The following is an 18,504-nucleotide window of genomic DNA, read 5'->3' on the forward strand; positions in this document are numbered from 1 at the left end:
ACTCACGTTTTGCCGGTGTCAACAAATCATTCCGGCGTGATCTTGTTGAGGTCAACAAAATCGGGATAGACCATCTTGCCGGGGCTGGCAAAATGGTGGCTATGTCATAAAGTGTTTACATTTGAAAGCCCCGACCGCCAAAAGATAAGACGTTATAAGACGGTTTTGGTGCTATACTTAGTACAGTGGAATTATGGAGAGAGGCCCCACGGCGGCGAACCGAGGGGCCTTTTTCATACACTGTTGCTTACAAGTTGTAAGCGACCCGAAGAAATGCCGCAGGACCGGCGGCGAAACTGAATGCTCTGCCTGGATGATTTGCCAGACGGGGCATTTTTTATTGGAGGAAAACCAAATGGCAAGGCGAAGCGATGAGCGCGATGCCGCCCGCGCTGAGTACATTGCCCGGATGGAGAAAGACGGAGAAGTGAATCTTCGGCAGCTGGCGGACGATCTCCATCTTAAATATGATACGGTCCGCCGCTGGAAGGCAAAGGACGGGTGGGACCCGCCCGCACCCCGGAAGCCCGGCGGACAGCCGGGAAACAAAAACGCCGTGGGCAACCCCGGCGGCGGGGCACCTGTCGGGAATGAGAATGCAATGAAGGATGGAGCCTATGCGACCATCTTCTTTGACAAGCTCACCCCGGAAGAAAAACAGATCGTAGAGAATGCGCCCCGGAACAGCACCGAGCTGACTTCCCACGAAATCGGTGTACTGCTGCTCCGGGAAAAGTACATTCTGGACAAGATCAAAGAGTATCAGGCTTTACCGCCTGACCAGATGATTACATCCAGCGTCATGGATATGCGAGTACCCGGCGGACGTGGCAAGCGGAAGCGGGACGGCGCAAACCAGCAGATCGGTATGTATCAGAAGGAGACCCCGGCACAGCGTATCTTGCAGCTGCAGGAAGCCTTGAACAAAATTCATGGCCGCATCCTGTCTGCGGCGGCCCAGATGCAGAAAAACGAAATGGACAAGCTGCACCTGGAAACTGAACAGCAGCGGCTTGAACTGCTGCGCATCCGGGCGACCGGCGAGATCGGAGAACCGGGGGACGGTGACAAAGATGCTGTACACGAGTAAGGCCGTTGGCGAATGGCTGGGCATCACTGACCGTCAGGTGCGGAACCTGCGGGATCAGGGCGTGCTGTCCGAAGTCCGGCCCGGTGTCTTTGACATGAAGGTCTGCGTCCGGCAATACCTGAACTTCAAGATCGGCAACAAAGACGATCAAGCCCGCCTTGTTGCTGCCCGTGCCGAGAGGGAGGAAACCCGCGGCAAGATCGAGAAAATGCGGATGGAGGAAGCCCAAGGCGACCTGCACCGCACCGAGGACGTGGAACGCGCCCTGAAAACCATCTTTGCAAATTTCAAGAACCGGCTGGAAACCATCCCGACTAAGTACGCAAGTACCATGGCCCAGCTGACCGACCCGGCGGAAGCCCACGACATTCTGCAAAAAGCAGTGCAGGAAGCACTTGTGGAATTGAGTGACCCCGAAATTGCGCTGGCAGCACCAGCGGGGGAGGAACCCGAAGATGAGCAGGAAGAATAAATGCCGGGGCTGTGTCTGGGGCACCCGGATGAATGAGATCCAGCAGTTCTGCCCGTTCGGCGGCTGTGTGAAGAAAGGCGGCGGCAGCAATGGCGATGATCCACCTGGAACCGCAGACTGCACAGATGTTCAGCCGAGCGCTGGGTGCGCTGAAGCCGCCCCCGAACCTGACCCTTAGTCAGTGGGCAGATAACTACCGCCGCTTGTCGGCGGAAGCATCCGCAGCACAAGGCCGTTGGAATACGGACAACGCACCTTTCCAGCGGGAGATCATGGATGCCATCGGGGATGTCCATATCCGCAAGGTGGTAGCCATGATGTGCGCCCAGTCCGGCAAGACCGACGGCCTGATCCTGAATACCATCGGGTACTACATGAGCTACTACCCGGCCCCTATCATGATCGTGCAGCCTACGGTGAACCTGGGCGAGAGCTTCAGCAAAGACCGTCTGGCTACCATGATCCGGGACACTCCGGTGCTTCGGGGCCTTGTGGATAACAAGAGCCGCTACTCCGGCAACACGATCATGAAAAAGAACTTCGCCGGTGGTCAACTGACCATCGTTGGCGCAAACGCCCCGACCGATCTGCGCGGCCGCCCCATCAAGGTGCTGCTGGCGGACGAGGTGGACGCTTACAAAGCCAGCGCCGGCAAAGAAGGCGACCCGGTCATGCTGGCCGAGCAGCGTCAAACGACCTACTGGGATTACAAGACGGTGCTGGTATCGACCCCCACCGACAAAAACAACAGCCGCATTTTGGACGAGTTCAACGCATCCACCCAAGAGGAATGGACGGTGCCTTGCCCGAACTGCGGCTTTTATCAGCCCTTTGTTTGGGACAACATGGTATTCGATAAAGACAAGTGGCCGGAAGGCGGCGTGCAATACCGCTGCGCCGAGTGCGGCTGCCTTGACAACGAATACCGCTGGAAGAAGAACAGCCTGAAAGGCAAGTGGCACGCAGAGCACCCGGAACGGGCGGTGCGGGGCTTCCACATGAACAAGATAGGCTCGACCCTCTGCGGGTGGGACAAGATCGTGGAGGACTTTATTGCCGCTGACCTGGATGCACAGCGCGGCGATTACGAGAAGATGCAGGTCTTTGTGAACACCGACCTGGGCTTGCCGTGGGAGGAACCGGGCGAAGCGGTGGAGGCAAACAACCTGCTGGACCGCCGCGAGTTCTACGAGGCCGAAGTCCCGGACGGCGTAGTGTACCTGACGGCTGGTGTCGATACCCAGGATAACCGCTTCGAGGCCGAAGTCGTGGGCTGGGGCATCGGCAAGGAAAGCTGGGGCATCCGGTATCAGCGCATCTACGGCGACCTGAAACGTGGGCAGGTCTGGGCAGATCTGGACGATTTCCTATCAAAGACTTGGAAAAAGAAGGACGGCACGGAACTGTCCCTGCGGTGTGTCTGCATGGACAGCGGCGGCCACTTCCCGGATCAGGTCATACGGTTCTGCAAAGAGCGCGAGGAACGGCACATCTGGCCCATCAAAGGCCGTGGCGGTATGGACGTACCATACCTGCGCAACCCCACAAAGAACAACCGCGTAGGCGGCGAGCTGTTTACGCTGGGCGTTGATACCGGCAAGAACCACGTCCTTGCCCGGCTGAAAGTGCTTATCAAAGGCCCAAACTACTGCCACTTCCCGGCGGCAGAAGATGCCGGGTATGACGAAAATTATTTCAAGATGCTTACTGCGGAACACAAGGTCACACGCTGGAAGTCTGGCCGCAAAGTGGAACGGTGGGAGCTGAAGGATCCGGCGCAGAAACGTAACGAAGCATTTGACGTGCGGAACTACGCGACGGCTGCGCTGGAAATCAGCAACCCGCCCGGTCTGGAAATCCCCGGTGAGGATGCACAGCGTCCTGCACAACAGCGCCAGTACCGCAGAAGGAGATCGGGAGGTATCTAACCAATGCCTGTTATTTCAAAAGAGACCGCCCAGCGGCACCTTGATATGTGGCTGGAAGCTGAGGCTGCCGTATCGACCGGGCAGAGCTACCAGATCGAGCAGATGGTCTTGACCCGCGCCAGCCTGAAACAGATCCGGGAAAGCATTGCTTTCTGGGAAAAGAAAGTGGCTGAAGCGGAAGCGGAGGAAAGGGGCCGGGGCAGAAACCGGATCTACCACTTCTCTCCGCATGACGTGTAAGGAAGGTGGAGCACATGGCGAATTTCCTTGATAAGGCCATTGCGGCAATCTCCCCCGAAAAGGGGTATCGCCGCGCTGTGGCCCGCACGGCGCTGTCTGTCATAAACAACGGTACCGGCTACGGAAACTATGGAGCAAGCCGCATTTCCCGCGCTATGCGAAGCTGGCACGTTGGCGGCGGCAGCGCAAAAGAGGATATCGAAGATAATCTTGATATTCTGCGCAAACGGAGCCGGGATGCTTATATGGGCATCCCTCTGGCAACGGGTGCCATCAAGACCCTGCGCACCAACGTGGTGGGCAGCGGCCTTGTGCCGACCCCGCAGGTGGATGCGGACTATCTGCACTTGAACGAGGAACAGGCAGACAGATTGCAGGCGCAGATCTCCCGCGAATTTGAACTTTGGGCGGACAGCACCCTTTGCGATGCTGCTGGCATGGATAACTTCTGGCGGTTGCAGACGCTGGCGTTCACCAGTTTCCTGATGAACGGCGATGTGTTTGCGGTGGTGCAGTTCGACGAACATCCGCACTGGCCGTATGCTCTGCGGCTGCGCCTGATCGAGGCTGATCTGATTTGCAGCCCTGACCGCACGGACATAATGGCACCATGCACGATAGACAAGCATGACGTGTTCCAGATCGTGCAGGGCGTGGAAACGAACCGGGACGGCGCGGTGGTGGCGTACTGGATAGCAAGTCGGCATCCGCTGGCTTACGACAGCACGGTGCCGCTGACATGGACGCGGGTAGAAGCCCGCAACCCCGAAACGGGAGAGCCGAACATTCTGTGCGTCACACAGAGGGAGCGTGCCGGGCAGCGGCGCGGCGTGCCCTTGCTGGCTCCGGTGCTGCCCACGCTGAAACAGATGGGCAGATACACAGAAGCAGAGCTGGCGGCGGCTATCGTGGCATCGTCCATCACGCTGTTTATCAAGCATGAAAACCCGACCAGTCAGGCACCGTTCGGCGAGGAACCGGCGGATAAGGCGGAGGACCCGAACACCCCGCCCGATGAACTGGGCATCGACCTTGCACCGAGCGCGGTGTTCGACCTTGCACCGGGAGAGAGCACGGATACGTTCGACCCGAAGCATCCGACCACGACCTTTGACGGCTTCATGTCGGCCATGTCCAATCAGGTAGCGACCGGCGTAGAGATCCCAAGTGAGGTGCTTTACAAGAAATTCAGTTCCAACTATTCCGCAAGCCGCGGCGCACTGAACGAGTTTTGGCGAACCTGCGGTGTGCTGCGGGATAGCTTTGCAGCGGACTTCTGCCAGCCGGCCTACGAAAAATGGTTTGCCGAGGCAGTAGCCCGTGGGCGCATCAATGCGCCCGGCTTCTTTGACGACCAGGCTGTGGCGAAAGCCTACATGGGCTGCACATGGAACGGTCCTGCACGCACCAATCTGGATGCCAAGAAAGAAATCGAGGCGGCGATTCTGCGTGTTCAGCAGGGCATCAGCACAAATGAGCAGGAAACTGCACAGATGACCGGTGGAAACTGGCGGGCAAACATGAGGCAGCGCAAGAGCGAAATGGAAAAAATGAAGGAGGTAGGGCTAAATGAGCAAACCCAATTCCCGGACGAACCAGAAGATGACAAATGATAAGTTTTGGCAGTTCCGCAATCTGGCCGGTGATGACCAGAAGGCGGAACTTCTGCTTTACGGCGATATTTCCGAGCGCAGCTGGTGGGAAGATGCCGCGACCCCGAAACGGTTTGCGGATGACCTTGCCGCCCTGGGCGATGTGAAAGAAATCACCGTGTACATCAACTCCGGTGGCGGTGATGTGTTTGCAGCACAGGCCATTGGCAATATGCTGGAACGCAACGCGGCCACCGTGACCGCCCACATCGACGGCCTGTGTGCCAGTGCAGCAACCATTGTTGCCTGCCATGCAGACAAGGTGGTGGCGGCGGCAGACAGCAGCTACATGGTGCATCCGGTCAGTATGGGTGTCTGCGATTACCTGACCGCAGAGGATCTCAACAACTGCCTGAAAGCACTGGAAACCATCCGCAGCAGCATCGTCACCCTGTACGCCAAGAAGTCCGGCAAGACCGAGGACGAATGCGCCAAGTGGATGGATGAAACGAACTGGTGGACGGCAACGGAAGCCAAGGAGAAGGGCTTTGTGGACGAGGTGGACGACGAAGCGGACGATTCTGTTGTGGAGAACCGCAACGGCATCCTGTTCGTCAACAGCATCAGTATGAACACCCCGTTCAACAAAGCACCGAACTTTGTCAGAAGCCGGGTGGTGGATAAGACCACGGCCCAGCCTGAAAATACACCCCAGGCGGATCAGCCGGGGAACAAAACCCATGGGGAGGTAACAGACATGGACATTAAGGACATCAAGACCGTGGACGATCTCCGCAAGGCGTGCCCGGATATGGTAGCCAAGATCGAGACCGAGGCTATCAATGCCGAGCGCACCCGCATTCAGGAGATCGAAAACGCCACTCTGCCCGGCGCAGAGGATGAAGCGAATGAGGCGAAGTTTGTGAAGCCCATTGATTCCGCATCCTTTGCGAAGGCCGTCATTGCCAGCATGAAGGCAAAGCAGCAGAAGCAGAGCAAGGATTATCTGGACAAGGCAAAGGCCAACGCCCAGACTTCCGGCGCGAACAACATCACCAATCCGCCGCCCGCTGACCCGGATCCGAAGGACGCGGAAGCAAACGTTTTCCTGGCCGCGATCCGCAAGGCAAACGGTGTGAAGTAAGGAGGAAAGAACCATGAGCATGGATCTTGCAAGAAAAGATTTCAGCACCGCGCCGAAGTATTTCATTGCTGGCGTGGACATTGGTATCGCAAAGGCAACCAAGACGGCCAGTGCGGCGGTCGAGGCGCACGCCCCTGTTCTGATCGAGGGCGGCAAAGTGAAGCCGGTTGCAGATGCAGCCGGTGCAGGTCAGGCGGCTCTTACCGGCCTGTATGGTATTACCGCTGACAGTGCAGAGGCAGACAAAGAAGTGCCGATTTATCTGACCGGTGAGTTTTTCGCTGCTGGCCTTGTGCTGCCGAAGAACGTGAGCGTAGACGACGTTGAAGTTCCTCTGCGCAATCTTGGCATTTTCCTGAAGTAAGGAGGACAACATTTATGGCTAATGAAGTAAGCATTTATGAGCCTCGGCACCTGATCGAGGTTGTTCGCACCACCCCGCCGATCCGCACGTTTCTGCGGGATCGCTTTTTCTCCAACGTGAAAACCTTCCCGACCCGCCGCGTTGACATTGATATTGTCAAGGGCAATCGCAAGATGGCTGCATTCATCCATCCGCTGGTTGGCGGCGAGATCGTGCAGAGCGAGGGCTACGAGACCAAATCCTATGCACCGCCCCTTATCAACCCGGCGACCATCAGCACGGCAGACCAGTACATGGAACGCCTGCCCGGTGAAGATCTGTTCTCTGGCCGCACCCCGGCAGACCGTGCAGCAGAAAAGCTGATTGAGGAATACAACCAGCTGAACGACATGACCACCCGCCGCGAAGAGTGGATGGCCGCACAGGTGCTTACCACCGGCAAGCTGAAGGTCAAGGGCAAGGGAGTGGATGAAGTCATCGACTTCGGCTTTGGCAACAAGATCACTCTTGAAGGCACGAAGCAGTGGGGCAAGTCCGCCGCTGACCCCTGGGGCAATCTGCGCGACTGGAAGCAGCTGGTGAGCCGTAACGGCTTTGCCAACGCAGATATGGTCGTCATGGGCAAGGTTGCAGCCGACAATTTCATGGCTGACGGTAAGATTCTGGAACTGATGGACAAGCGCCGCTTCGACATCGGTTCCATGGCACCCAAAGAGCTGGAAGGTGGCCTGACCTATTACGGTCACCTGAACCTGCCCGGTGTGGACGTTTACGGCTACGACGAAGTTTATCTGGATGACGCGACCGGCGAGACCAAGCCGCTGATTCCCGATAACATGGTGCTGATGATCCCCAGCAACGCAAACTTCATGCGTGCCTACGGCCTGTGCAACTATCTGGATGATGGCGGCAACTGGCACAGCTTTGAGGGCGACCGTCTGCTGCGCACCTATGTGGAGCATCGTCCCGACCGTCGCTTCATTGAGCTTCAGAGCCACCCGCTGCTGATCCCTGATAAGGTAGATTCCTGGCTGGTAGCTGAGGTTTGCTGATATGCTGGACGTTGACCAGAATTACGGCGAACCGGACACCCCGAAGCCGCTCCCTACGTTCAAAGACTATGTGGCGCAGGATGTGGAAACGGTGTTCTTCAACCTGAACGAGTTTGCAGAAGAACGCTACATAGATGATAAGCAGATGCTCTGCATTACCCAGCACCCCGGCGTAAATGAACGTGCGGCGCACTGGGAGGGCGGAGCAAAACAGTCCTTTGACCAGGGAATGTATAAGGCCGATCTGCTGCTGTTCGTGAAACAGAAAGACTACGGCCCGATGCCAAAGAACGGTAAGCAGATCACACTGGATAAGAAGCGGGACTACAAAATCAAGTCCTGCTCCCTGAAGGCGGGAGTTTACCGGATGGAATTGGAAAGGGTGAGGTAAGGTGGCATACTTCCATACCAACTACGACGCTTCCACCATGACGGTTTCCGTCAATGACGAAGAAGTGTCCCGTGCCCTTGGCGTGTTGTCGAACAAGACCCCGGCAGCGCTGAAGGTGGCGGTCAACACCACGGCCAGACAGACGCGAAAGCTGATGCTGACCGAGGTTAAGAACCGTTATGACCTCAACGCGGCTGGCAGGCGTATGATCGAAGATCTGCGTCAGCGGCAGAGAGCGACCAACCGCCACCCGACGGCTATCCTCGCCATCATGAAGAACGACCCCGGCGCATTCCGGGCAGACCTGGGCTATTTCAGAACCAGCCCCACAAAGCCCTTCATGGGTCCGTCTGTCCGAAATGCGCCGCCTGTTTTTCAGGCACACGTTCTGAAAGGAAACCCGATGATCGGCCTGAGCGGAACCAGTGAAAAGAGCAAGGGCTTCCTGGTTCAGTTTAAGTCGAAGCACATCGGCATGGTGCAGCGCCAGTTGGGCGTACCTGCTGACAAAGACTACACCGAGAGTGGAAAAGAACGCTGGAAGCCGAACGAAAAGCTGGTCACGATGTCCAGCCCTTCCGGCTCTGCGATGCACCGCACTGTGTGGGAAATGCAGGAAACGACCGTGGAACAGATGCTTCAGGACAACACCGAACGGCGCATCCGGCAGCTGATTGCCAATGCAAAGCGAAAGGGCGTGATCTGATATGGCCGAGAAAATCACCGGCTATACCAGCGAAATGTGCCAGCAAGCCATGATGGACGAGCTGGAAGAACTGTTCCGGGGCATGATGTTCACCGGGCAGGAAGGGGAAAAGCCCCTCAAGATCTATAAGCAGTTTTTGCCTACCCAGACGGACAACGATGATGACATTGACACAAACGATGCCATGTACCCCTGCATCATCGTAATCGAATCGAGCGGCGAGGTCGATAATGACCATGATCCGCAGCTGGTTCTCATGCAGCTGGTTATTTGCAGCTATGACCGTGGAATTGATCGGCAGGGGTATGTGGAGACCGTGAACATCAAGGAAGCGATTATGCAGCACTTCAAGCGCAAGCCGGTTTTCGGTGGAGCGTTTGAGGTTGGCTATCCCAGAAAGTGGGAGCTTTCAGACGATGACATGGATCACTACTACTGGGGAATTGTGAATCTGATCTGCAAGACCCCGAACGCACTGAAAAATGAAGAAGTGGAGGCGTTGATTTAATATGGGCACTGAAAAGAAAGCAGCGGCAGAAGTTCAGGAAAATCAGCCTGAACAGACCGTAGCGCAGGTGCAGGTTCCCGTGGCATATTGCGGCCCGACCATCAAGGGCATCGCACCGCAGTACACGGTTTTCGTGGACGGCCTGCCCGACAAGCTGAAAGAAAAAGTGGAACAGGTGCCGCTTCTGAAAGCACTGATCGTTCCGCTGGACAAACTCGCTGAAATGCGGGTGAAACTGGAACAGGACGGCACCAGAGAAAATATTCTCTGCAACAAGGCTGCTGCCCTGATGAAGTAAGGAGGATATGACAGATGGCTATTTCGCATGGCTTTAACAAGACCGAAGCAGCGACCAGCGTCACCGCTCCGGTAACGGTCAACTCCGGCCTGCAGATCGTTGTGGGTACGGCCCCCGTTAATATGCTGGATGACCCGGAAGCAGCGGTGAACACGCCGCTGCTGGTGAATACCTTCAAAGAAGCCGCCGCCGCAGTGGGCTATTCCGACGATTTTGCAAAGTATACCCTGTGTGAGGCAGTGAGCGCCAGTTTTCAGGTGATGGGCATTTCCCCTATCGTCGTGGTCAATGTCCTGGATCCTGCGAATGCAAAGCACATCACTGAACTGTCCAACAAGACCGTTCAGGTGAATGACGGCATTGCAGAGATTGACGAGACCGGCATCCTGCTGAAAAAGCTGGTCGTGAAGAAGGAGCAGACCGTGCTCACGGCGGACGAGGACTATTCGGCCAGCTTCAATGATGATGGCACTGTGAGCATCGCCCTGGTCAACGGCGGCAAAGGCGACGGCGCAACGTCCCTGACTGTTTCCGGCTCCATTCTGGACCCGGCCAAGATCACCGCTGCCGACATCGTGGGCGGCGTGAATGCGGCCACCGGAGCAGAGACCGGCCTGGAAGTGGTAAGACAGGTATTCCCCAAGCTGGGCATGGTTCCTGGCATTCTGCTGGCACCCCGCTTCTCCAAGGATCCTATGGTGTGTGCTGCACTTCAGGCAAAGTGCCGCAAGATCAACGGCGTTTTCGATGCTGTGTGCTTTGTTGACATTGACAGTTCTGCTTCCGGTGCACGCAAGTACACCGACGTTGCAAACCAGAAGGTGAAGCAGGGGGCAACTTCTCGTGAAGCATATGCCCTGTGGCTGTACGGCAAGATCGGCAGCACCATCTACAGCGGCAGCTCTCTGGCTGCTGCTGCGGCAGTCTACAACGACAGCCTGTATAACGACACGCCCAATGCCAGCCCATCCAATGTCAGCGTACCCATTTCCTCCGCCTGCCTGGAAGATGGCACCGAAGTCCTGATGGATCAGGAGCAGGGCAATGTGCTGAATGAGCAGGGCGTGGCGACCTTCATCCGATCCGGCGACTTTGTTGTGTGGGGCAATGAGACCTGCTGCTACCCGAAAAACACCGACCCGAAGGACGCTTTCCTTTGTGTCCGCCGCTTCTTCAACCACTCCTGGACCAGCTTTGTTCTGGACAACATGAGCAAGCTGGATAAGCCCATGAACAAGAAGCGCCTTCAGTCCATCATCGACAGCGAGAACATGAAGGGCAGTGTCTATGTCTCTACCGAGGTATGCGCCAGCTACAGCATGAAGGCAGACCCCGACCGCAACACGACCGCTGAACTGGTTGCAGGCCACTACTCCTTCTATCAGTTCTGCACGCCGTTCCCGCCTTTTAAGCAGATCAATAACACCATGGAGTACGAGGCCGGCGCGCTGACCTCCGCTCTGTCTCTGTAAGCAGGAGGAATGACATATGGCTCTGAATATTTCCAGCGACCTGGTTCCCCAGGTCATCAATGACTACAATGCGTATACGGAAGATGACCTGCTCATTGGTCTGGCAGATGAAGTCACCCTGCCCAAGATCAAGAACAAGACCACCTCCGTGTCCGGCATGGGCATTGCGGGCGAAGTCGATTCTCCCGTGCCCGGTCAGTTTGAATCCATGGAGGCAACGCTGAACTGGAACACCATGTACAGCTACGCCACCAAGATGATGAACCCCAACAAGAACATCCAGATTACCCTGCGTGCTGCTATGCAGAACGACAACAAGAACGGCGGCTACACCTACAAGGGCCTGCGCGTCGTCCTGGGTGGTCGTCCCAAGGAGCTGGATCCCGGCAAGCTGAAGCGTGCCGACACCATGGGCAGCACCACCACGCTGGAAGTCACCCGTTACCTGATGGAGGTTGACGGCACTACCGTTATCGACATCGACAAGTTTGCGGGTCGCTACTATGTTGATGGCGAGGATATGCGTGCCGAGATCAACGCTCTTATCTAAACCCGATACATGAAGAAGTCAGCCGTCCCGGACGTGGGGCGGCTGATTCTCTTTTGAGAAAGGAAACAGCAATGGACAATATCGTGAAGTTCGATAAACCCTATAAGTTCGAGGGCAAGGAATACGACAGCCTGGATCTGTCCGGCATGGAGAAGATGACCGTGCAGGACTTGATCGACATTCAGAAAAGCATCGGCAACGAGACGGCGGCCATGTACGCGATGGAAATGACCACTTCCTTTGCACAGGAAATGGCTGTTAAGGCTACTGGAAAGCCGGTGGAGTTCTTCAAGCTCATGCCCCGCGGCAAGATCAAGAAAGTGCAGGCAGCGGTTATCAAGGGCATGGATAACAGCGAGAACGCCGATGAAGTGAAAAAGCAGCTGGAATCTCACACCCTGAAGTTTGCAGCGCCCTACACCTACGAGGGCAGCGAAAAGGCGGAACTGAAGGGCAAGACCTTTGACGGCATCGACCTGTCCGGCGTGGGCGAACTGAACACTATGAGCGAATCCATGGCAGAAAACCGTATGGCTGCGGGCGGATTTGCACCGGTGAATACGCATCGCAACTACCTGTACTGCTGCATCATCGCCAGCATGGGCACCGGCTACCCGGTGGACTTCTTTGCTGGTCTGCCGCTGTGCGAGGCGGTTAAGCTGCGTGATGCTGTAAACTCTGATTTTTTCGAGTAAAAGGCGGGGCAAAAGGACTTCGGAAAGCGGCTATCCAGCTATCCATTGCCACGCATTCCAACATGACGGATCTGCTGCACCTGCCCCGGCGGGAGCTGGTGGATCTGTGTAACGAGGTGGCAGACGTATGGCGGGAAATGGAGCACTAGACCTCAGCATCCGCATCATGGGCAAGGTGGACCCGTCCCTTGTAACTGCAATAAAGCAGACGAAGGGGCTGACCGGTGATCTGGCAAACGCATTGACGGGAACCAAGTCACTGGGCAGCACGGTAGCAAACACTCTGGGCGTAATCGGGAAAACCGGACTGGGAATCATGGCGACGCTGATAACTGCGTCCGCTGTCATGATTAAAAAGACAACCTCCATGGCAGAGGAATACCAAGCCCAGGCGGCAGATGCAGTCAAGTATGTTGGCGGCATCATGAACGATGACGGCAGCATTGACCCGGAAAAGCGTGCCACCATGAAGGACGCGATCCTCAAGATGACCACGCAGGTCCCAATCAAACGGGACGAGATGGCGCAGATCGCCGCATCGCTGGGACAGTCCGGTAAGAGCTATGAGCAAATCTTTCTGGATAACCAGCAAACCGGAGAAAAAAGCTACCTGTACGATACGGCCCGGCTAGCTGCCGCGTGGGACATTGATGCAAAGTCTGCGGCCGATTATATGGCAAAGTGGGAAACCGCTTTTGGTAAGACCCACAACCAGATTATCGACATTGCAGATTCCATCAACTATCTGGGCGGCCACATGGCTACCACGGCGGCGGAAATCGCCAGCGTGGTGAATACGTCCGGCGGTGTCGGCCAGACAGCCGGCGTTGACCTGCACACGACCTCTGCGCTGGCAGCCACCATGCTGGCTATGGGCGTTAATGAGGGAAAGGCTGGAACAAGCCTGAACCGTGTGTTTACAAACATCACCCTTGGCAACAGTGCAACGGATGCGCAGGTGGGCGCATGGAACAAACTCGGTTTTGATCCTGTGCAGATTGCAAAGGATATGCAGTCCACCGGGCCGAACGGAGAAGATGGTGCAGCAAGCACTCTGTACAAAGTCTTTGAGGCGATCTCGAAACAGGACAAGTACCAGCAGACTGCGACCATCAAGACACTGTTTGGACAGTGGGCCATTGAGGGCGTTTCAAAAATTGTGGGCAACTTGCCTGCGTTCCAGAATGCCTTGCTTATGGCTGGTGATACCAGCGCATACAGCGGCAGCATGGAGAAAGAATTGCTTGTTCGTCTGGACACCAGCGAAGCGGTAAGCCAGATGGCAAGTAATGCGACAGACCGCCTGCTTATCAATGTGGGCAATCAGTTCCTTCCGGCAAAGAAAGAACTGACATCCATGTGGATCGACATAGCAAACGGTATCACCGAGAGCTTGCCAGATCTGTGCAACATCGTCAATGGCATTCTGCCGATGTTGCACTCCGCGCTGCTTGGAATTGGCAATGCGGCGCAGGAGGCATTGCCGTGGATCCAGAAGGGCATCGACTACACTGCAGAGCATGGGCCGGAAGTGGCAGGGGCCATTGCTGCCATAGTCGCGGCGTTCGGAGCTATGAGCTTTGCACCGACGGCTTATAGCACAGGTTCCTCGCTGCTGAACACCATCGGGAACATTGCAATCGGCGGAAAACCGAGCGGTGCCCCAGGCGGAACATTCGGAGGCATCACTGTCCGAAATCTGATGGGCGCACTGACACCCACAAGCCTGATCCAACGGGCAGTTGGTGGCGCATCCTTTGTAGAATCGAATGCCGGAATGTTTGCTGAAAATGCAAAGTACGGCGTTCAGATGGCCGGTGCCGGAGCGCAGCAGCCCACAACGCGCCTTGGAAAAATTGGGCAGACGTTGGACGGCGCTGGTGTCGGCATCTGGGCAACACTGAAAAATTTCAAGGGCCTGCGAAGCGGAACCAAGAAAGGAAACACCGGTTTTGTAAATGATGTGCTGGAAGCTAGCACGAACGGTGGCCTGCTGGGCGTGCTGAAAAACTCCGGCTCCGGTAGGTATGTTTCCAATGTCGGGCAATCGCTGGGCGGTCTGAAAAATGCTCTGGTGGGGTTCGGAAGCGGCAATCCGGTTGGACGATTTATCGCCAAGACCGGCGGTGTTGCGGGACAGATTCTTTCCGGCATTGCAGGACCGAACGGTCTTGACCTTGGAGGTATGGCCGGTGGAGTGAAAAATTTCCTCGGTGCAGGAAAGACGGTCATTGGAAATGGGCTGTCCAATGCATGGCAGACCGTCAGCCAGTCCAAAGTGGGTTCTACCGTCCTCGGTGTCGGCAGCAAGGTGGCGGGTGCAGCATCCAAAATCGGCGGCGGCGCTTTGAGCACGGTGAAGGGAGCTTTGAATGTCGGCGGCGCAGGGCTGAACGTACTGGGTACGACGGTAGGCCCAGTGGCCGCAAAACTGGGCGGCGGTTTTATGTCGCTGCTTGGCACATTCGGCCCCGTTATTACCGGTATCGGTACGATCGTTGCGGCGGTTTCACTGCTGGGAGATCACTTCGAGGACATCCGCAACATCGTCGGAACAGTATTTGGCGAAGGCGGGCTTGCCGTCTTTGACAAATTCACCGGAAAGATAGCGGGTATCGGCGACACCGTGAAGCAGGTGTTCGGGCAACTCACCACCCCGGAGGGCTTGCAGAGCATCCAGGAAAAGCTATCCGGCTTCAGTATCGGAGGGCTAAATCTGGGTGACGTGTTCGGAGCTATGACCCCTGCCATCCAGACGGTTATGCCGTTGATTGAATCGTTCGCCGGTGTGTTCTCTCAGATTGTAGATCTGGGAGTAAACCACATCAAGCCGGTGCTGACTGAGATCTTCGGCTTTATCGTGAATGAAGGCATTCCGGCGGTCATGCCGCTGCTGTCTACGGTGGTAAGCCTGGTAGGCACCACACTGGTCAACGCCATCAAGGTGGCGGTGGATCTGGTGGGTAAGGTGCTTCCTGTGGTAGAGCCTGTGATTCTGGGCATCATCGGCTTCCTGAAGCAGGTTGCAACCATCGGCGTGAAAGCGGTCAACTTCATCATTGGGGCGCTGAACAAAATTCAGCTCACAATACCGGAAACGCTGTTCGGCATTCCGGTTCCGGTGATCGGCGGTAAGTCGTTCGGATTCAACCTGTCACCCGTGTCTGTCCCGGCATTTGCCAACGGCGGCATGACGCAGGGACCGTCTATTGCTGGTGAGGCTGGCCCGGAAGCCGTTATCAGCTTCCGGCGCGGCGTTCGTGAAAAGAACATTGATACCTGGCTGACCGCTGGTAAGCTGCTGGGCGTTGGTCTGGGTGATCTGCTGGGGTTGCCCGGCAGAAAGCCGAAGATGTTCGCGGACGGTGGTTTTACAGAAGAAGATTCTAACCTGATCGACTTCAACAGAGCACGTCGCCAGCAGTATTACAACCAGGTGGCTCAAAGTTTTGACACTATGGTTCAGCCTGTTGCAGCGGCATTGGTACTGGGGTCCGACGCTGGTGTGGCGTTCAGCCGTATCACGGAGATCGCCAACTATGCAGTAGATGGGCTGGAAACTCTGGCGGCAATGCCGACACCTACCGTGTCGGATGACCAGGGCAAAGCCCAACAGCTGCTGAACACCGGAATCGGGAAAGTGATTGCTGGTGCCAAGTCTGTTCTTGCAAACGAAAATACTCAGAAGGCAATCCGGTTTATCCGGGGAGCAGATGCGGAAAAGGCAAAGCTGGAATACGCTGCAAACCCGGACAACTACGACCTGAGCAATGTAAACTTCTTCCCGACGGCTGGAAACAGCGAACTGACAAGGCAAAATCTGTCGATGCTGGCAGACCTTCAGAACTACCAGCAGGAAGTAGAGCTGAAGCCCATCGGCGGGAGCGAAGATGCTTCTGGTGGCAGCACCGGGAACCAGCGCGGTGGATCGAGCAACAGCTACCAGCGTACCTATACGAGTTCCAGCGGAAACACATATGTTTATGCACCAAACTTCACCATCTACGGCAGCATGAATGCCGAAGATCTACGTTCCATTATGGACGAAGGTTACGAAAAGTTCTGCGAGTATGTGGAACGGTACGAACGCGAAAAGAGGCGCACGCAGTATGGCACTTGATTACACCACAAAGTCCGGTGACACCTGGGATCTGATTGCCCTGAACGTGTACGGAAGCGAGCTGAAAGCCGATTGGCTGATGCAGAACAACCCCAGATATATCCATATCGTCCGGTTCGATTCCGGCACGGTGCTGTCAACACCAGCTCTGCCGGCTGAAAAGAGCGGAGACCTTCCGCCCTGGAAGGCAGGTGCATGATGGTACTGACAGCAGCGAGACCCAAAGGAAGGCAGGCTGCGGTTCTTCTGACCTACGAGAAAACCGATATTTCGGAAGAAATCGCACCTGATCTGGAAAGTTTCAAGTACACGGATGTGGCTGAATCCCAAAGCGACAGTGTGAGCATTACAGTCAATGCCAAAGCTGCCAAATGGAAAAATGACCGGATGCCGGAAAAGGGCGTGAAGCTCTACCCGGCTATTGTTGTAAAGGACTGGAATATCGGGGGCATTGAGAGCGGCTGCAGAGATTACAGCGCCGAGTGCGGGGCATTCGTGCTGGATGATCTTAGTTTTGCCGGTGCACCTGATTCGCTGACGATGGGCGGCGTGGCAAAGCCGAACGACACCAGCTTCAGCGAGAGAAACCGGACCTTTACATGGAAGAACACCAGCGTAAAGAAAATCGCTGAAACCATTGCAGGCCGTTACAAATTGGAGCTGAAGTTTGAGGGAGACGACCACGGCATTGATGCGAAGGAACAGGACGGAACAGATAGTGCCTTTCTGCAAGATCTGTGCAGCACCTATGCACTGGTTATCAAAGTCTACACTTCAAAGCTCTGGGTGTACGACCGGGAAAAGTACAAGGCGAAAGATCCTGTATGGACGGTATATGAGAGCCGGCCCGTTGGAAATCCGACGGCCCTGTGCGTAGAGCGGGGAAGTTTCAAGTGGAACACAAAGCTGACGGGAACATACACGGGCGGCCTTTATACCTACACCAACAAACAGAAAAAAATCAATATCAACGTCAAGGTGGGCACGGACGAACGCCAGCTTAAACTTACTGGAAAGGTAAGCAGCGAGGCAGACGCAAAAGCCCGCCTGATAGCGGCCATCAAGAATGCCAACCACGGAGCAACCCAGATCAGTTTTACGATGTTGGGCTATCCGGCCGGCGCTTCAGCGCAGTGCTTTAACCTAGTTGGCTATGGAAAGATGGACGGAAAGTATTTCGTTGATCAGATGGAACACAGCATATCTCCATCCAGCGGCTACAAAACACAGGTCAAGGCCAGCAAAGTGGAAAAGGAGGATTTCGCATGAGCAGTGAAGTGAGATTCGGCAATGTGAGTTCTATCGACTATGAGGCTGGAAAGTGCGAAGTTACTTACCCAGACAGGGACGACACCGTTACGGAAATGGTGCCGTTTCTGTCCAATGGTGAGTACCAGACACCGGAAGTTGATGATCTTGTGCTTGTCCTGCATCCAGGAGAAAGCCCGGAGGATGCTGTTGTGGTGGGCACCGTCTGGAATGAAAAGAACAAACCGCCTGAAGGAAAAGAAAAAGTCTACCGAAAGGATTATGCCAACTCACGAGGAAAGGCATATCGGAAGTTTGATGCAAATGCAAAAGAACTGACCGACTATGTGGACGGAAAGAAAATCCTGAAGGCGAAAAGTCTTGAGATCCAGGTGGGCGGTGCAACCGTGACCATCAGCGAGGGCGGAGAAATTAAAGTGACATCCCCGGCGGGGATTGCACTTGCGGCATCCGGTGAGCTGAAAATGACGGCATCGACCATCACCGCAACCGCTGGAACCGTGAACATCCAAGGCGGTGGAGGCGACGTTGTTGTGTCCGGCAAGTCGCTGGTGTCGCATACACACACCGGAAACCTTGGCAAGAAAACATCCGCACCCCTGTAAGGAGGTTT

The 18,504-nt window shown here is 55.8% G+C and carries 19 protein-coding genes; all 19 read left to right on the forward strand.

What is annotated here, in order from left to right; genetic code table 11:
* The first annotated feature begins 355 nt into the window (after window positions 1-355).
* The 19 genes from terS (at window position 356) to MTP41_RS15365 (ending at window position 18,496) form a co-directional block, all read left to right on the forward strand.
* The gene (gene terS / locus MTP41_RS15275) at window positions 356-1,090 is read left to right on the forward strand and encodes a phage terminase small subunit (RefSeq protein WP_249235883.1); all 735 of its coding nucleotides are present in this window, start codon (window positions 356-358) and stop codon (window positions 1,088-1,090) included.
* Window positions 1,074-1,562, forward strand: a complete 489-nt coding sequence (locus MTP41_RS15280; protein WP_120081099.1) for a hypothetical protein — start codon at window positions 1,074-1,076, stop codon at window positions 1,560-1,562. Before terS ends, MTP41_RS15280 begins: the two co-directional genes overlap by 17 nt.
* Before the next feature lie 89 nt (window positions 1,563-1,651).
* Window positions 1,652-3,490 carry a phage terminase large subunit family protein gene (locus MTP41_RS15285; protein ID WP_249235884.1) on the forward strand — a complete coding sequence of 613 codons (1,839 nt, stop codon included), beginning with the start codon at window positions 1,652-1,654 and terminating at the stop codon, window positions 3,488-3,490.
* Window positions 3,491-3,493: 3 nt separating this feature from the next.
* Window positions 3,494-3,730 (forward strand): DUF6148 family protein, encoded by a 237-nt coding sequence (locus MTP41_RS15290; RefSeq protein WP_120081094.1) that lies wholly within the window; start codon window positions 3,494-3,496, stop codon window positions 3,728-3,730.
* 14 nt (window positions 3,731-3,744) lie between these two features.
* The gene (locus MTP41_RS15295) at window positions 3,745-5,343 is read left to right on the forward strand and encodes a phage portal protein (RefSeq protein ID WP_249235885.1); all 1,599 of its coding nucleotides are present in this window, start codon (window positions 3,745-3,747) and stop codon (window positions 5,341-5,343) included.
* The gene (locus tag MTP41_RS15300) at window positions 5,300-6,466 is read left to right on the forward strand and encodes a head maturation protease, ClpP-related (protein WP_112148798.1); all 1,167 of its coding nucleotides are present in this window, start codon (window positions 5,300-5,302) and stop codon (window positions 6,464-6,466) included. The genes MTP41_RS15295 and MTP41_RS15300 overlap by 44 nt, the downstream gene beginning before the upstream one ends.
* A gap of 13 nt (window positions 6,467-6,479) precedes the next feature.
* On the forward strand, window positions 6,480-6,830 hold the full coding sequence (locus MTP41_RS15305) for a hypothetical protein (protein WP_249235886.1): 351 nt from the start codon (window positions 6,480-6,482) through the stop codon (window positions 6,828-6,830).
* Between the two features lie 14 nt (window positions 6,831-6,844).
* Window positions 6,845-7,882 carry a major capsid protein gene (locus tag MTP41_RS15310; RefSeq protein WP_249235887.1) on the forward strand — a complete coding sequence of 346 codons (1,038 nt, stop codon included), beginning with the start codon at window positions 6,845-6,847 and terminating at the stop codon, window positions 7,880-7,882.
* Between the two features lies 1 nt (window position 7,883).
* Window positions 7,884-8,273: a hypothetical protein gene (locus tag MTP41_RS15315; protein ID WP_249235888.1), complete on the forward strand. Its 390-nt coding sequence runs from the start codon at window positions 7,884-7,886 to the stop codon at window positions 8,271-8,273.
* Between the two features lies 1 nt (window position 8,274).
* Window positions 8,275-8,979: a hypothetical protein gene (locus tag MTP41_RS15320; RefSeq protein WP_249235889.1), complete on the forward strand. Its 705-nt coding sequence runs from the start codon at window positions 8,275-8,277 to the stop codon at window positions 8,977-8,979.
* A 1-nt stretch (window position 8,980) separates the two neighbouring features.
* A complete protein-coding gene (locus MTP41_RS15325; RefSeq protein ID WP_249235890.1) occupies window positions 8,981-9,487 on the forward strand; it encodes a hypothetical protein in 507 nt (168 codons plus the stop codon).
* Between the two features lies 1 nt (window position 9,488).
* On the forward strand, window positions 9,489-9,785 hold the full coding sequence (locus MTP41_RS15330; protein WP_249235891.1) for a hypothetical protein: 297 nt from the start codon (window positions 9,489-9,491) through the stop codon (window positions 9,783-9,785).
* A 14-nt stretch (window positions 9,786-9,799) separates the two neighbouring features.
* Window positions 9,800-11,257, forward strand: a complete 1,458-nt coding sequence (locus tag MTP41_RS15335; protein ID WP_249235892.1) for a phage tail sheath subtilisin-like domain-containing protein — start codon at window positions 9,800-9,802, stop codon at window positions 11,255-11,257.
* Between the two features lie 16 nt (window positions 11,258-11,273).
* Entirely contained in the window at window positions 11,274-11,807 is a 534-nt protein-coding gene (locus MTP41_RS15340; RefSeq protein ID WP_158401305.1) for a phage major tail tube protein, read from the forward strand.
* Window positions 11,808-11,878: 71 nt separating this feature from the next.
* Window positions 11,879-12,502, forward strand: a complete 624-nt coding sequence (locus MTP41_RS15345; protein ID WP_112148807.1) for a phage tail assembly protein — start codon at window positions 11,879-11,881, stop codon at window positions 12,500-12,502.
* A gap of 127 nt (window positions 12,503-12,629) precedes the next feature.
* The gene (locus MTP41_RS15350; protein WP_249235893.1) at window positions 12,630-16,622 is read left to right on the forward strand and encodes a phage tail tape measure protein; all 3,993 of its coding nucleotides are present in this window, start codon (window positions 12,630-12,632) and stop codon (window positions 16,620-16,622) included.
* Complete coding sequence (locus MTP41_RS15355) at window positions 16,612-16,821, forward strand: tail protein X (RefSeq protein ID WP_112148809.1); 210 nt, start codon at window positions 16,612-16,614, stop codon at window positions 16,819-16,821. The genes MTP41_RS15350 and MTP41_RS15355 overlap by 11 nt, the downstream gene beginning before the upstream one ends.
* Window positions 16,818-17,891, forward strand: coding sequence for a phage late control D family protein (locus MTP41_RS15360; RefSeq protein WP_249235894.1), 1,074 nt, complete (start codon window positions 16,818-16,820; stop codon window positions 17,889-17,891). The genes MTP41_RS15355 and MTP41_RS15360 overlap by 4 nt, the downstream gene beginning before the upstream one ends.
* Entirely contained in the window at window positions 17,888-18,496 is a 609-nt protein-coding gene (locus tag MTP41_RS15365) for a phage baseplate protein (RefSeq protein ID WP_249235895.1), read from the forward strand. Before MTP41_RS15360 ends, MTP41_RS15365 begins: the two co-directional genes overlap by 4 nt.
* The last annotated feature ends 8 nt before the right edge of the window (window positions 18,497-18,504 follow it).

Source organism: Faecalibacterium sp. I4-3-84 (assembly GCF_023347255.1).
Lineage (GTDB): Bacteria > Bacillota > Clostridia > Oscillospirales > Ruminococcaceae > Faecalibacterium > Faecalibacterium taiwanense.